Here is a 15668-nt window from a genome sequence, read left to right as displayed (position 1 = left end):
CGGTCGGCACGTAAACGAGGCGCTTAACTTTTCGGAGAGTCTCTAGGAAGAGTTCGGGGCCGGGGGAAGATTTTGCCGCAATCTAGGCTTGAACTACAACCCGCTTGGCCGCGCCGTACAGCCCCCACGACAGGCGAATCACCGCGATCTGCGCATCCATAGCCTCTGCGGTAAGGTTTTTCACCGCATCGCGGACTAACTCGAATCCTGTTCGAGCAAAACATTCGCCAATGCCGTGCAATCCGGATTCTGCAGCGCAAAGCGTAAAGCGAGGGATGTCGAACTCCCGCAAAGCCGAGAGTTCCGCGGCTTCCAACGCCGCAAAGGCGGTCTTCGATGAAGGCAGGCGCGGCAGGACGACGCCATCGAGATTGCCGAGTGACAGAGCCGCAACCATCGCCTGGTAGTAGCTCAAGGTATCCCGGAAGACGTATCGAATACGCTGCAGGCGAGCACCTTCGAGTGCTTCCATTACCGAATCCTTATGCTCGGCGAGAAACAGCCAGGTCTGGCGAAATTCGTCGATCATCTCTTCGACGTAGACCTGCGGGTTCCGTTCCTGCTCAGGAGGAAATGGCAGATTTGCCTCCGGCTCCATCAGGACCATCTCCGTTCGGGCGGGAGATCCATTCAAAGCGGGGAGCGGAATTGGAATCGTCTGGACGGAAACACAGCTCAACGCCCCCATGTCGGCGGCCGCCGGAGAACCAGCCAACGGAAGCATGGGAGCAAGCCGCGGCAGCATCCCGGTGCGCAAAACTGAGATGCCCTCGTTAGCCGTGATCGCAGGCTGAAAGAGCGTCTCCGCATCCACAAAGAGCGGGTCTTCTCCGCATGCAATGAGGTTTTCGAAATGGCAGTCCGTTGCGCGCAGAACGTGCAACAGGCAAAGCAGCGCTCCGGCCTTACGGTAGAAACGCTGTAGCTGGGCCTCATCCTGACAATGGCGATGAACTGCGAACTCTGTCCAGCCATAACTATCCCGCGAGACTACTTCGAGCCCGCGGAAGGGCAGCGGAGCACCCAGCGTATTCAGCGTACGCTGCAATTCTGCAAACCATGCTTCGATGCCCAGAGGACGCGGCTTATAGACGAGCTTCAGTCCTGAATCAAAGGTGAAGGATGCCACCGTGCGTCCACCGCTATGCCGGTCAGAGAGGTCGAGACCCAGCGAAGCAATCCGCTCGGCATTCAGTCCGAAGCGCCTCTCGATCTCCGCACGATCGGCAGTGAGCCGATGCAGCATCTCGCATTGCGCCTGAACCCAGGAGTCGACGTAGCCCCGCAAGCGATCATCCGAGACCCGAAAGATCTGCAGCCACGCAAGCGTAGTCGATAGCGACTCACCCGCCTGATGCCATGCCTCATCACTCAACTGCTCTCGTCCGCTGCTATCTCGTACGCGCCTCACCGCATTACGCACGCGATCTTCGAGGAGCTGGGACGAAATCAGATTGGAGAGCGACGAACTGGGAAAAATTCGTTCGGCGAGAAGAGAGAGCTGTGCATTGGCGCGCATTTTGAAAAGCTTAAATGAATTGCTGCGTATTAAAGCTTCAACAGCGATTCACAAAGAGCGGCGAGACGTAGATTCGCCCTCATCTGCCGCGAAAAAGCCGCCTCACGCGCATCGAGATAGCGCACCAGCTCCGGGCTGTCGAGGTCGGCAGCGGAAGCTTTGATCTGTGCCATCCAGCTATCCATCACACCCGCCGCCCAATGGAGGCCAGTCCGTCCCATCCATATTGCAACGGTTTCCTCTGGCGCTTTCCTGCGGTGCGCTTCGCAGAGAATCCATGTGGCGTGGCTGCCTTCGTAGTCCTCGCTCCAATCCAGGACATCGTCGCGCATCTGGTGCCACCGGGCAAAGAGCGATAGAAACTGCTCCCAGGCCGGCAGCAGGTCCTCGCGGCCGTAGCGGCAACACACTGCCGCCATCGGGATCAGCGCGGCAGACGATTTGCGCGAAGTGATTTCGAGGAAGTCTTCGGAGGAGATTTCTTTCAGCGTGTGGTCGGTTGAAACTGACTCGGCCGTCAACGCAAGGTTCTGCTCGAAGTGCCTCCAGAAGGAATCGCTCACAGGAAAAAAGCGAAAGTAGGAAGACTGAAAGCGGAAGCTGAAGAGATGCAAGGCAGGAAGACTGGCCGGCTCAACCTCGTGCCCGTCCATCAGATCATCGAGCATGCGGATGAAGAAGTATCCGTGCACGCTCGAAACCATCAGGCTGGATTGAAATTCCGCGTCAACTTCGCCGCGAATACTCTTTTCCAACCACCACGGCAGAGCCAGCAGCGGCATCGCCTCAGGATGGGCGATGTATTTTTCCAGATGAGCTACATCGCAACGACGGGCGATCCACTTGAGTGTCTCGCCCGCCAGTGTTGAATTTGTTTTGCCGATGTCAGCTGCGACAGTGCGGGCAGCGTGTTGAGCTGTAGTGAAAAAATCCGAGTCCCAGACGTAGCCGCCTAGGTCAGCATTACCGTTTGTGCTGGTCCCTGCAGATCCTCTTCCAGCGCGGTTACCGCCGTCTCGATGTTCTTCAGTAATTGCAATACCTCGGGCGTTGGATCGATTCCAATCGATTTTAAGGCTTGTTCTGGGCGGAGGACGAGTTCCTGGCGAAAGTGAGGATCAGAAAGTACCTTCTGATAAAGAATATCGAATTTTTGCATTCCAGCGTTTCCCTTTCCCTTGTCAGTGAACATAACAACAGCCCTTCAGTGGGTCAAACAAACATCCTGAATGGAATCATCGTGATTACTACGCGATCCAAACTATGCGATTTGAACCACTCGGCTCAGGAGTTGTCGCATGTATCTTCTTCAGACATACATCGCTTATTTAAGTAGTTCTGCTTGTACCCGAAACTAGCGGAACACTTGAGATTAGCGAATGCCGCGAAGTGCCTGAGAGAAGCTGGGGAGGTCCGGACGACCATTGAAGCCATCCTCTTCGGTCACGATCTGGTCTCCTTCACCGGGAGCAAGAAAGAGATTGCTCTCCAGTGAATATTGCCGGGTGTAGAGATCGTAGTAGCGTCCTCGAGATGCAATCAGCTGTTCGTGTGTTCCCTGCTCGCGGATCAAGCCGTCTTCGAGAAAGAGAATCTGATCGGCCTGGCGGATTGTAGAGAGACGGTGAGCGATGACAAAGGTGGTTCGTCCGCGCATCAGGTAAGCGAGCCCTTCCTGAATCAAAGCCTCGGACTCGGAATCCAAACTCGAGGTCGCTTCATCCAGAATGAGGATTCGCGGGTCGGCGAGGATGGCGCGTGCAATCGATACGCGCTGGCGCTGTCCGCCAGAAAGTTTCACCCCGCGCTCGCCGATGATGGTGTCGGAGCCTTCGGGAAGGCGCTCGGCGAACTCGTCGACGCGGGCAATACGCGCGGCCTCGAGGATCTCTTCATACGTCGCATCGGGACGCGAGAACGAGATGTTATCGCGGATGGTGCCGTCGAAGAGAAACGACTCCTGCAGCACCACGCCCAGAAAACAACGATAGCTTCCCAGTTCCACGGTTGTGAGGTCGACTCCGTCCACCGTGATCACTCCGCTGTCCGGTGTGTGAAATGCATTGATCAGGTTGATGATGGTTGACTTGCCCGAACCTGACGGCCCGACCAGAGCGGTCACGCTCCCCGGCTTCGAGACGAAGGAAATGCCGTGCAGCACCGGTTTGCCAGCCTGATAAGAGAATCGCAGATCCTGAAGGATCACCTCACCGGCGAGCGTACTTCCAAAGCGGCCGGTGCGGCGAGGATCGCTGTCCTCATCTTTTTCAGCAAGTACTTCCCGGGTGCGGGACAGACCGGCAATAGCCTCGGTCAGCTGCGTCGCAATTGATACCACCTGAAAGAGGGGAGCGACCATGAACGCCAGAAAGACGGTGTAGGTAATGTAGCTCCCCAGCGTCATGCTGCCGGCGAGAATGCCGCGCGCCCCAAAGAACATGACGATGGAGGCGACTATCCCAATGACCACGGTCGAGGACATTCCCATCAGCGAGTTATTGGTGATGCCGCGCAGATGGTTATCGAGCAGCTGCCTCGCGCCCTTTGCAAACACTGCAGATTCGCGGGCTTCAGCGCGATAGGACTTGACTACACGAACGCCTCCCATCGATTCCGTGAGCCGGCCGGTGACGTCGGCAAAGATCACCGCGCGCCTCTTGAACAATGGGCCCAGAGTTCCGAACCACCACTTCATTGCTGCGATGAAGACGGCCAGGATGCCGAACACCATCAATGTCAGCTTGATGTTGATCCACAGCAGAACGACAAAAGTGAGCGCCGCGGTAAGAACGCCACCCAGGAACTCCACCAGGCCCGTGCCCACCAGGTTGCGCAGGCCCTCTACGTCGGACATGATCCGGGAGACCAGCACACCGGTGCGGTTGGCGTCGTAGTATGCGATGGGCAGGCGCCCGATGTGCTCCTGCACCTGGATGCGGAGGTCAGTAATAAGCCGCCACGCCGCCTTGGAGAGAAGCTGCGACAACGCGAAGGCGGTAAGAGCCTGGATTAACGTCGCCAGCAGCAACCCTCCCACAATGGGCAGAAGCAGATGGCTCATGTGTTTGCCGATCACGTAGTCGATCAGCGCCTTGGTAGAGAGAGGGAGTGCGAATCCGGCGATGCGGTTGATGACGATCAATATCAGTCCGGCCAGGAGCAATCCACGCTTCGGACGCAGCATGGCCCAAACACCCGGGAGCGCCTTACGCACTTCGACCTTCGGTTCCTTCTTTACTTCCTCCTCTTGATCGGGCGAGGCAGTAGCTGTAGCACTTGCACTTTGTCCCATCGTCGCGAAGCCCCAAAACTCCGAAAGTCACGATCTAGATCAACGGCGCTAAAACCATGAAGGCCCGCGGATCCGAAAAGTCGCCTAACTTCTCACTTCTTCAAACTTATCGACAGATTCAATCTTGACGTGCAGCGAGCCGCGCCTCCAGGCCGATCCCTGCCAAAGTCAGCGAACAAGCCAGGACCCACAAGAGCGCAATAACCATCACGCCATCGACCAGATGATACAGACTAGCGTCCACCTCGTGGATGGAAATGATTTCCATTAACCATAAAGTTGCAGACAACAAGACCCCGCTTACTGCTAGAAAAGCGCCTGTCCGCCGCTGGAATCGGCGATAGACACTGAGAAGCATGAAGAGCAGCAAACAGCCGAGAGCAAAGAGCAGGCCAAGCTGCATGGAGTGTCTTTGGTTGTACAGATTGTATTCCATGAACAGATTGACAAAGAAGGTGTGCAGCGCCAGACGCCATTCTAAAATCATGTCGGCGCAAAAAAGGAATTCGATCAGAGCCAGCCGGATCGCCAGCCCGGAGATAGCATGCCGCTGACGAGAGGATCGGTTTCGCAGCCAGACCAACACGCAGCACAGGCCAGTCACAAAATAGGCGGTGATACCTGTGGTTCGGGTGAGCGACCACCAAATGGGGAATAGCGTTATAGCGGTCATTCTGGTTAAATTAGATCGGATTTCCTACTACACCGCATCCTGAATCCCCCATCGGAGCGGCATTTTGCCGGTGCAAGCCACTTGTGCCAGCGATGATTCGTTGTTTGACCGTGGGAATTCCGGAACTAGCGCTGAATAGGACCGATCCATGACTGTTCCACCCTTATTGGCGCTGCTGCTCTGGATTCCGGTCAGCCTGTTCTTCTGCTCCCGTTATTCTCTGCGAACAGCCTTTGTCCTGATCTTCATCGGAGGATGGGCGGTACTGCCGGCCGCTCATTACACTCCGACCTCCGATCCGTTGCCCTACTGGATTCTGGGCACCGGGATAGCGACGGATTATTTCATCACCAAAGCCACTGTCATCGGTTTCTGCGGTCTGCTCGGTTTCTTTCTGTTCGACCGCCATGCGATCCGCCGCTTCCAGCTCACGCTCTGGGACATGCCAATGCTGCTCTGGTGTATGGCACCCGTACTTTCCGGAATTGCCAACGCCCTGCCTCTCGGCGAAATGTTCCGCGCCGAGACCTATCAGCTGCTGGCCTGGGGAGTTCCCTACTTTATTGGGCGCCTTTACTTCTGCGATTCCGGATCGCTTCGCTTTGTGGCCCAGGCGTTTGTCATCGCCGGCCTCTTCTACGTCCCTATCTGCCTGTTTGAAATCTGGAAGGGACCGCAGCTTTACGCGCACATCTATGGATATCTGCCCTACCGCTGGGTCGGCGCGCAAAGATATATCGGATACCGCCCCATTGGATTGCTCGAGAATGGCAATCAATTGGGTATATGGATGGCTACCGCGGCTCTGGTGGCGACCTGGTTCTGGGCCAAACGCATCATCGACCGGGTGTGCGGTATTCCCATTGCCATCGTTGCCATCACTTTACTTGTGACGACCTTTTTGTGTCAGTCAGCAGGCAGCATTCTGCTGCTCTTTATCCTGCTGCCCTTCGTCTTCGTCAGCCACCGCACTTTCCCGCGCGCCATTGCCATCTTCATCGTGGTGGGTATCATTTTCTTCGCGGGACTACGCCTGACCAACGTGGTATCGCTCCGCAGCCTGGTACAGCATAATCCTGCGGCGCACGCGACCGCGGCTTTCCTGAAAGAGATTGGACGGGGCTCGCTGGGATGGCGTCTGGGACAGGACGAGCGTCACGTGAGCATCGCGCTCGATCGGCCGATCCTGGGATATGGCGAGTGGGATTGGTGGCGGAGAGGCACGCTGCGGCCATGGGGATTGTGGCTGCTGGGCTTCGGGATGTACGGAATTCTAGGATTGGTGGCGCTGGAGGCTCTTCAGGTGGTTCCAGTGATTCGCGCGATCTGGTTTCCGCTTACCAAGTCCGATATCGAGTACCTGAACTTGCGTCACGCGCTGGCGGCGGCCATTCTGATCACCGCCGTAGACAACCTGCTCAATAGTTCCATGATCCTGCCTCTTCTCCTGGTCATGGGAGGCATGAGCACCTGGAAATCGGCTGCGGCCGAGGTCAGCGTGACCGTCGATATCGGGCCTGAGCTTCTCGAAGAGCTCGCACCGGCTGCGCACGAATTAGACTGGCCTAGCTTCGAACCAGAGAACTACCCTGTCGAACATCTCGAAGGCGGCATCGTCGAAGCCGCCCTTCCCGTCGGAAAGCGCCCCAAACTCCACGACTGAAGCTTTCGGAGGGAGCCCCGAACTTTAGTGAGGGGAATAAACTCGGAGCGAAATAAGGGTTTCAGCCCCGGGCCTCAGGACCCATCGCGATGCAGGTCACAACCAATCGGACGTCAGGATGCGATAACGAAGCGGCCACAAGCAAAACGGCCCCGATACTTTCGCATCGAAGCCGAAGGCGCACATATGTAAGGTGGCGTTTCGTGAATTGCAGTCCGGAACTAGCAGCCGGTTCCCCGGAAAACGACCTCGGCCGTGTGAACCAGGATTTTGAGATCGAGCCACAAGCTCCAGTTTTCGACGTATGCTAGATCCAGCGCCACGTACCTCTCGAAAGAGGGATCCTGCCGGGCGCGCACCTGCCATAAGCCGGTCAGGCCGGGCAGCACTTCCAATCTGCGAAAGTGCTCCAGTTCGTATTTCTCCACTTCGGTGGCGAGGGGCGGCCGAGGACCAACCAGGCTCATATCTCCACGCAGAACATTGAGAAACTGCGGGATTTCATCCAGGCTGTATTTCCGCAACCAGGCACCCACGCGCGTGATTCGCGGATCGTTCTTCATCTTGAAGAGAATGCCGGTGCGCTCATTTTGTCCGACCAGCGCCTGTTTTCTCTTCTCGGCGTCAGCCACCATGGTGCGGAATTTGAAGCACCGGAAGACACGCCCCTTTTTGCCGATGCGCTCCGAGAGATAGAGGACGGGGCCCGGCGAATCCAACTTGATCGCCACAGCAACCGTCAGCAAGACCGGCAACGAGACGAAAAGCGCGGCACAGGACAGAACAACATCGCTGACTCTCTTCAGAAAGAGAGCGGCCACCTTCTCGTCGCGGCGGTGAATGGCCACGACCGGGAAATCTCCCACATACTCAATGGGAGCCTCGGGCGTAATGCCGTCATAGAAGCCGGGGATTACCAGGATCTCGAGCTTCAGCTCGCGAGCCAGGTCGATCAGGTCCCGGGTCACGTCCATGCTGCAAGGCTCGGCGATGATGATCTCGTCGATGAAGTGCTGGCGGGCCAGGTAGCGAAGCTGATCGAGCGTACCCAGACTGAGCTCGGCGCTGGTTTTCGAGTTCGCGCTATTGCCCGACGAGTGTACAAAGCCCTTGAAGACCCGGCCTAGATGGCGATTGCCGACAATCTGCCGGTGCAAGGCCATCCCGATGCCGGTCGCCCCGAGAATGACCACATTGCTCGCATCAACGCCCCGTTCATAACGGCGGAACATCAGAAAGCGCCATACTCCGCGGGTGATGCAGGTAAAGGCCGTGCTCAGGGCGATGAAGTAAAACACCACTGCCCGCGACATGGCGGTGTTGTGGGTGGAATACAAGGCCCCGCACAGCAGCAAGCCGGCGATGAGCCCGGATTGGACAGTTCGGCGCTGTTCGTAGAGAGCACTATAGCCCAGCGTGTGTCCATACAGTCCCTGGTGATAGTTGACCAGGAGTAGAGCAACGACAAAGCACGCCAGATAGCCGAGCTCCCAGGAGAGCGGCGTCTTGGGACCCACTACCCGCCAGAGATCGCTGCTTCCCGTCCCGAGAACTCTCTCCAGGCCGATGTTCAAGGCAAGGACCAGGGCGAAAAGTACGCCAAAGACATCCGAGAACATCATCAGGAGTGTCGTGAGCGAGGCCCGAACGGAAGTGCTCGTAGCTACTGCGCCGAAATTTCCGGCTTTTCCTGAAAACGATTTTTGTCTTGAGAGATTACCGAGGCTGACTGTTGCCATGGAAGCAGACTCCTTAACGCTCAGCGGCCAATAGGCCGTGCTCAGTTCCCCGCGGGCTGCGAAGGGCGGGACGCAGTTAGCACACTTGAAAGAGAGCTTGAGCAACGACGAAAGTGAAAACTGTGCGAGAAAACGACAGGGCTCGCATTGATGAATGTAGGGAAGAGGTCTTCGCGTAGATGAGAAGGAGCGGTGTGGCCAGCTGTCATCCGTGAACTCACTTTTGCAAGGAGATGGTCAGAAGCTGAACATCATTCCACGGAAACCGCATTGATCTGAACAGGGCTTCGCCATTATGAGTCCATAGAAAGGACTCAAATTTGAAGCAGGCAGATGATCGTACGCCTGAATTGTTCTTACTTTCGAAAGCAAAGTTAAAAATTCAAGCGCAGCCCATGTAAAACGCAGATCCGAGGAACCAGCAAGTGGGTCAAAAAATACGATGCGACCTTTGGCGAAAACTCTTCGAACTGTGGACTATGAACTACCGAACCGACTCTGTCTTTGTGTTTTGCCTATCGCGTTAATCTTTCTTCTACGGAGAATAGCGGGCAGTTCCTGCAAGATACCATTCCCCTTTGGTAATAAAGGAGATTTTTTTTGGTAACCCGCAGAGCATTTGTCACTGTCATTGATACAAATACCGCTTACGCCGTTCTTCGAGGATTTTACACTTCCGGCGAGGTATGGAGCCGCCAATTCCGCACGTAGGTTACTTTCCTATTACCATTTTGGGCCTCCGTCACTCTAGCCGTACTTCCCAGCGGATGTATTTTCTATCCCACCGAGCGATCGTCCGGCCCCATACCCGACAAAGGAGATCGCCACAAGCAGCGCCTCCCTCTACGATTTGCCTTTGACGGCTCTTCCCTGAACTCCCAAACGGATCATTTCCAGAAGCACTCTGATTTCATCCCCTGCGCAGGCTGATGGAAAATTCGCCACTTCGCCACCCTTAAGAACATCGCCGGGACCGAACTTCCTGGGGACTACGTTGCAACTGCCGTCATTCTTCGATCGCTCGTAGGTGGTATTTTGCCCGAACTATCCCCATGCTAAACTTCGACCAAAATCAGGATTATTCTGCTGACCGGGACGAAGTCACGAGGAGAAGATGGAATGAGTGTGTTGTACAGCGATGATTTCTTGGCAAGACTAGAAGCTCTGGCTCGTGACAAGGCTCCGGAATACGCAGCAAACAAGCCGTTTCCGCACATCTACTTCGACGATTTTCTTCCCTTGGAAGCGGCCGAGGCGGCATTACGCGATTTTCCCGAGCCCCGGCAGCTCAACTGGCAGGAATTCAGCAACCAGAACGAGAAGAAGCTTGCTTTCGACGTAGCCGAGAAGCTTCCCACCTCGATTCGCGACGTGCTCTACTTCCTCAATAGCCGGCCGATGGTCCAGTTCCTCGAGGTTCTCACCGGCATCAAGGGCGTCATTCCCGATCCCTACTTCGTGGGTGGAGGACTCCACCAGATCAAGCCCGGTGGACACCTCGAAGTCCACTCCGACTTTAACTGGCACGAGCAGCTTCAGCTGGATCGCCGTATCAACGTGCTGGTGTACCTCAACAAGGAATGGCGCGAGGAGTACGGCGGCCACTTCGAGCTATGGAATCACGACATGACCAAGGCAGAGCGGAAGATTCTCCCGCTCTTCAACCGTTGCGCGATCTTCAGCACCACGGATTACTCGTACCACGGCCATCCCACGCCGCTCTCCTGTCCGCCTGACCGCTCGCGCAAGTCGATTGCCACCTACTACTATTCCAACGGCCGGCCCGAGGAAGAAATAAGCGACTCCCATACCACCAACTTCCGCCAGCGCCCCGATGCACCCGCAGCCGCGGAGGCAAACGGGAAATCGCATGGCGTTAAGGGCTTTCTGACCGCCGTCACCCCGCCGTTTATCGTCGACGCCTACAAGAGCCTGCGCAAATAATCGAATCCGGGCACTGCGCATGGCTCAGTGCCCGATCTCTTGTTTCCTGGGGTTTGCTTTTAAACGCGCTCTTGCATGATGCCGGAAGGTGAAACCGGCACGTTCGCCTCGGGATACTTCCGCGCCACCGTAGCGACCATTCCCGTCTCACCCTTCAATTGCTCCCGAAAGAAGGCTCGCGTCAGATCACCGATGATTCTGTGCGCCCGCTCCGGCTGAATGGTCCCCGCCTGGGTCTGCTTTCGCAGGGGTGAATAGAGCGCCCGGTCGCTGAAGTTCCAGTGGCTCGCTCCTTGAATGGTTACTAGGTAGCCGCCATCCCTTTGCAGAGCGGCTTCCACGATGGCATAGTTTTCGCGATTCATCTGCCAGTACCGCTGAATCCCCTCAGACTGTGCGGCCAAGTCTCGCGGCTCGACTTCGACTCCTTTGCCGTAGACCACCATCCAGGGCTTAGTCAGTCCCTGACGCAGAACCTGTCCGAAGGTCCATCCATCGAGGTTGAGAGCCGCATGAATGCGTGGGTCGAGCCGGCCGGCTTCGGCCGCGGCTGCACCACCGATGGAGTGCCCGAGGACTCCCACCCGTGAGAGATCCAGCTTCCCGCGCCAATCGCTCTCCGGGCTCTCGTTCAGCACGGTCATCTCGTCGAGCACGAACGAAACATCTTCCGCCAGGATGAGGACAAACTGATCCGCCAGCTCGATTCCCTCCTCGATGCTGAGGTGAGTGAAGTCTCCCAGCGCGGGGGCCATGTGTCCGTCGAGGACCCGGCCATCGGGAAAGGCCACCAGCCCGCTGTAATAGGTGTGGTCGATGCTGGCCACGACGAAACCGTGGCTGGCCAACTCCTGCATCAGGAAGGTGCTCTGGGTGCGCTGGCCGGTCCAGGCCGGATTGAAGATGAGCAGCGGATAAGGCGCGCCTGCATTCGAAACCGGCGCATTGCGCAGCGACTGAGTGCGGAGCACGGATTGGTAGGAAGATTTCCAGGTCGTCTCCCGGCGTCGGCGATAGACTTCGCGGCGTGCCCTGGCCGGCTCGGCCGGATACCAAACCTGTACCATCAGCTCGCGCCAGTTGTCGGGCCGGTGACCACCCTCGGCGTCGCGACGCGAGTCGATCATATGAAGGATGCGCGTGCCCACGGCGTGAGGTCCGGTCGGTTTGAGCAGCCGGAACATGGGCAGCAGCCAGGAGAGCGGAATCGCCGCGAGGGCCAGTAGAAGCGACAAGCCTCCGCCCAAGCGCAAGGCTAACGGAGGGATCGATACCTCACGAAGCAACAGGAAGCAGGACAAGACGAGAACACCCCCTGCGATATAAAGCGGGATGAGCTGCCAGTGCATGCCCTCGTAGATCAAGTGGACTATCGCGAAAACGCTGAGCAGCACGAGAAGAGTTGTAAGCGCGGCAGGCGGGATGGACACCCCGCCCAGCAGCAGCACAGATCCGGCAGCAATCAGACCGCAAAGAAGGATTTCAAAGGCTCTCATGCGTCTAAGCAACGAGAATACTGCATCACGGAAGAGAAGAGGCGCCTTTGTATTCGATCAGCTTTTTCTGACGGCCCTTTCGCGGATCAAGATCATAGCTCAGCTGTCCGATGCAGATCGGCACCTGCTGCAGCTGCGAATGCAATCCATAGAGCAGCAATGTGACCGCGCTTGCCGATTTCCATCGCGCCTTCCACGCCGAGCGCAGCGAAAGAACGAGCAGCAGCGCGATCCATGCAGCTGCCGGCAGCACGGAACGCAACACCGCCGATAAGACCAGCGTGGCCAGAAACGACAGCGCCCAAAAGCCGCCGCGACGCAGGTTGGCGATCCGGTCAGATTGCCAGAAGGGATCGCCGGTTCCGCGAAAACGGCTGGAGACCTGGGCATACGCAAAGCCCGCGCGCAGAGCACGCTTCCAGTACTGCCGGAAGCGCCGCATCTCGAGATCGTGCCCGGTCATGGGTGCGTCGATGTGCAGAATCTGATAGCCGAGGGCGCGCATGCGCCGGCACAGCTCCGGCTCCTCACCGGCAATGAGGGTTCCATCGTAACCACCCGCAGCTTCCAGCGCGGAGCGCCGCATGAGCACATCGCCACCGCAGAATTCTGCAGGCCCCGGCGGGTAGATCCAATCCAGGTCGAGGATGCGGTTGTAGAGCGAAGCTTCGGGATGAATCTCGCGGCGATGTCCCCAGACGGCGGCGATCGCGGGATCGGCCAGCAGTGATTCGAACGCCCGTTCTGGAAAATCCGGGTGAAGGATGGTATCTCCGTCGAGAAAGAGAACGTATTCGGCGCTGGCCTGCTTCCATCCCGCGTTGCGTCCCAAAGCAGCAGTTGGATGCGAAGCTTCGAGCGCGATAGTTTTCGCACCAAGCCGGGTCGCAGTCTCGCGGCTGCCGTCGGACGAAGCCGAATCCACGTAGATGACTTCGAGCTCTGGATGGGCGCTGCGAATCGCCGCGATTGATTCAAGACAGCGGACCAGGCGCTGCCCTTCATTGCGGCCGATTACGACGACAGAAAGCGGAGGGAGAGTCATTGCCATGTTCCATCGGCAAGCGGCAGGATACGCTTCAAACCAGCACCTCGCTGGCCGGTCCCGCGTTCTTTGCAATCTGCGCTTCGTCGGAGGGCTCGACTTCGCGGTTCTTGCGCGACAGGATGCGCGCCGGAATTCCCACCGCCACGCAATTGGCCGGGACATCCTGAAGCACCACGGCATTTGCTCCGATCGCCACGTCGTCGCCGATGTGGATGGTGCCCAGAATCTTGGCCCCTGCCCCGATGTCGACCCGGTTGCCAATGATCGGCGCCCCGCGCTGACCGGTGTAGCGCAGGCCAACCGTAACGCCATTGCGAATGATGCAATCGTCGCCGAAGGTGGCGTCACCGCTGATCACGATGCCGCCGAAGTGGTCGATGCGGAAGCGTCGCCCCAGGGTCACTTCGCAAGGCAACTCGATCCCGGTGAGGATCTCCATCGCCTTTTGCAGGAATTTATAGAGGAACGAGAAGGGTAGGCGCAGCCAGCGCTGGCGGATGTTATATCGCCAGCGGCCGAAGCGGTAAACGGCCATCACCCACAGGCCTTGCCGCGACAACTGCCGGTCGTAGGTACGCCAGTCTTCGCGAAGATGATCGAACAAGAGGACCCTCCCGGCCAAATTGCCGCGAGCCGCCTTCAGGCGGTCTGCGGCACCTCAGCCTTCTCCCTCTTTTCCACGATGCCGAGCTTCTGCAGCTTGTAGAGAAACGCCTTGTAGTCGAGATTGAGGCGGGCGGCGGCCTGCCGACGATTCCAGTGGGTAGCTTCGAGCGCATCCAGAAGCAGCTTGGCCTCGGCCTGTCGCGAAACTTCGGCCAGATGATCCATCGAAGAAATCTGGGACGCGGTCGGCTGCGGCGTAGCAACGCTCTGGACAGCTTCAGAAGCTTCACCCGATTGCGAAAGAGCAGGACGCGATCTGGACTTCGATTGTGCGATTGCCAGTTCCAAATCTCCGGTAATCATTGACTCATTCTGGTATACGAGTAACCGGCGCATCAGGTTTTCCAGCTCGCGCACATTGCCCGGCCAGTCGTATTGCAGCATGAGGTTCTTGAAAGACTCGGTCAGCAAGGGTTCCGGTATTCCCGCGCGCAGGTGACGGCGCAGCAGCTTTTCAGCCAGCGGGATAATCTCATCCCGGCGCTCGCGCAGCGGCGGAATTACGATGCTCACCACGTTCAGCCTGTAGTAAAGGTCTTCCCGGAAGGTGCCCAGTTCGATAGCGCGGCGAAGATCGCGGTGCGTCGCCGCCAGCACGCGCACGTTCAACTTGAGCGTCTTGCGGCTGCCCAGAGGTTGAACCTCACCATCCTGCAGCACCTGCAACAGCTTGGCTTGCAGGCGAATATCCATGTCGCCGATCTCGTCGAGCAGAATCGTGCCGCCCTGTGCGATCTCGAATTTTCCCGGCTTGTCGATAGCCGCGCCGGTGAATGCGCCCTTCTCGTAGCCGAAGAGCTCGCTCTCGACAAGTTCGGAGGGCAGCGCTGCGCAGTTCAACTTGAGAAACGGCTTCTGCGCCCGCGGCGAATAGGCGCAAAGCTTGCGGGCCATCACTTCCTTGCCCACTCCGGTTTCGCCATGCAAAAGAACCGGTACGTCCGCCATACCCACGCGCATCAGGAATGGGGTAGTGAACATTGGCAAGCCGCTATCGTTGTTCTCCGAAGTTAGATCCAGATCGATGGCGCTCTGCTTTTTGTCGAGCAGCGCATCGACTGCACCAACCGCGTCCTGCACTACCTGGAAGAGATCCTGAGGATTGACCGGCCGCTGCAGGATGCGAATATTCGCGTGCGGGACCGGGATTTCGCCCAGCGGGCTCTTTCCCTTTTCGGCTAACAGGATGATCTGAAGGTAAGGACGGAAGGAGCATATCTCCGCCAGCGTCATGGCGTCCTGCTGACGGCGCATGGCTTGCTGGAAAACCACCACGGAAGCGGTACACGCGGGATCGCGAAGGTAGAGGAGGGCCTCGGGAATGTCTTTTACGACGAAGACGCTGTGATCCTGGTCCTCTAGGCGCCGGCTTAGCGGAGCGTTGACTTCTTGTTGATCCGCGACCAAAACGATGGTGCTAGACATAGATATTTGGCGACTTCCGCTCCATTATCGGCAGGTAGGGCCCAGGATGAGGGGGTCATCGCCGTGGCACAACCCAATCTTACCAGTCAACAATTTTTTGGGCAGTTGAGAAATGACCCTACTTCAATTCTTTACAGGCTCACGGTATTGAATGCTTCAACCACTTCCTAAAAGCAATACGGAACGTTTTCATCCGTCCTTCA

General features: G+C 57.5%; 12 protein-coding genes. 2 read left to right on the top strand and 10 right to left on the bottom strand.

The window, feature by feature from the left end; genetic code table 11:
* Positions 1-82: 82 nt before the first annotated feature.
* The 5 genes from XX99_RS03740 to XX99_RS03720 all read right to left on the bottom strand — a co-directional run bounded on the left by XX99_RS03740 (position 83) and on the right by XX99_RS03720 (position 5484).
* Positions 83-1519 (bottom strand): DUF4135 domain-containing protein, encoded by a 1437-nt coding sequence (locus XX99_RS03740; protein WP_050057998.1) that lies wholly within the window; start codon positions 1517-1519, stop codon positions 83-85.
* A gap of 29 nt (positions 1520-1548) precedes the next feature.
* Positions 1549-2301 (bottom strand): class 1 isoprenoid biosynthesis enzyme, encoded by a 753-nt coding sequence (locus XX99_RS03735; RefSeq protein ID WP_050057997.1) that lies wholly within the window; start codon positions 2299-2301, stop codon positions 1549-1551.
* 170 nt (positions 2302-2471) lie between these two features.
* Positions 2472-2678 (bottom strand): Os1348 family NHLP clan protein, encoded by a 207-nt coding sequence (locus XX99_RS03730; RefSeq protein ID WP_184084524.1) that lies wholly within the window; start codon positions 2676-2678, stop codon positions 2472-2474.
* A 213-nt stretch (positions 2679-2891) separates the two neighbouring features.
* On the bottom strand, positions 2892-4733 hold the full coding sequence (locus XX99_RS03725; protein WP_311732203.1) for an ABC transporter ATP-binding protein: 1842 nt from the start codon (positions 4731-4733) through the stop codon (positions 2892-2894).
* A 196-nt stretch (positions 4734-4929) separates the two neighbouring features.
* A complete protein-coding gene (locus XX99_RS03720) occupies positions 4930-5484 on the bottom strand; it encodes a hypothetical protein (RefSeq protein ID WP_050057995.1) in 555 nt (184 codons plus the stop codon).
* Positions 5485-5632: 148 nt separating this feature from the next.
* Here XX99_RS03720 and XX99_RS03715 point away from each other — a divergent pair, with 148 nt between their 5' ends.
* Positions 5633-7147: a hypothetical protein gene (locus XX99_RS03715; RefSeq protein ID WP_156185775.1), complete on the top strand. Its 1515-nt coding sequence runs from the start codon at positions 5633-5635 to the stop codon at positions 7145-7147.
* 221 nt (positions 7148-7368) lie between these two features.
* Here the strand turns inward: XX99_RS03715 and XX99_RS03710 are convergent, their stop codons facing one another.
* Positions 7369-8886 carry a sugar transferase gene (locus XX99_RS03710; protein WP_050057993.1) on the bottom strand — a complete coding sequence of 506 codons (1518 nt, stop codon included), beginning with the start codon at positions 8884-8886 and terminating at the stop codon, positions 7369-7371.
* Positions 8887-10005: 1119 nt separating this feature from the next.
* Here XX99_RS03710 and XX99_RS03705 point away from each other — a divergent pair.
* A complete protein-coding gene (locus XX99_RS03705; RefSeq protein ID WP_050057992.1) occupies positions 10006-10830 on the top strand; it encodes a 2OG-Fe(II) oxygenase in 825 nt (274 codons plus the stop codon).
* Between the two features lie 59 nt (positions 10831-10889).
* Here XX99_RS03705 and XX99_RS03700 read toward each other — a convergent pair whose 3' ends face one another.
* The 4 genes from XX99_RS03700 to XX99_RS03685 are packed head-to-tail and all read right to left on the bottom strand — an operon-like array spanning position 10890 to position 15465.
* Positions 10890-12326, bottom strand: a complete 1437-nt coding sequence (locus XX99_RS03700) for an alpha/beta hydrolase family protein (RefSeq protein WP_050057991.1) — start codon at positions 12324-12326, stop codon at positions 10890-10892.
* Positions 12327-12351: 25 nt separating this feature from the next.
* Positions 12352-13377, bottom strand: coding sequence for a glycosyltransferase (locus tag XX99_RS03695; protein WP_197081819.1), 1026 nt, complete (start codon positions 13375-13377; stop codon positions 12352-12354).
* Between the two features lie 28 nt (positions 13378-13405).
* Complete coding sequence (locus tag XX99_RS03690; protein ID WP_050057989.1) at positions 13406-13978, bottom strand: serine O-acetyltransferase; 573 nt, start codon at positions 13976-13978, stop codon at positions 13406-13408.
* A gap of 35 nt (positions 13979-14013) precedes the next feature.
* Positions 14014-15465 (bottom strand): sigma-54 interaction domain-containing protein, encoded by a 1452-nt coding sequence (locus XX99_RS03685; protein ID WP_050057988.1) that lies wholly within the window; start codon positions 15463-15465, stop codon positions 14014-14016.
* Positions 15466-15668 lie beyond the last annotated feature (203 nt).

It is taken from the genome of Silvibacterium bohemicum, assembly GCF_001006305.1.
Taxonomy (GTDB): Bacteria; Acidobacteriota; Terriglobia; order Terriglobales; family Acidobacteriaceae; genus Silvibacterium; species Silvibacterium bohemicum.
This window is presented reverse-complemented; position numbering and strand designations above follow the sequence as displayed.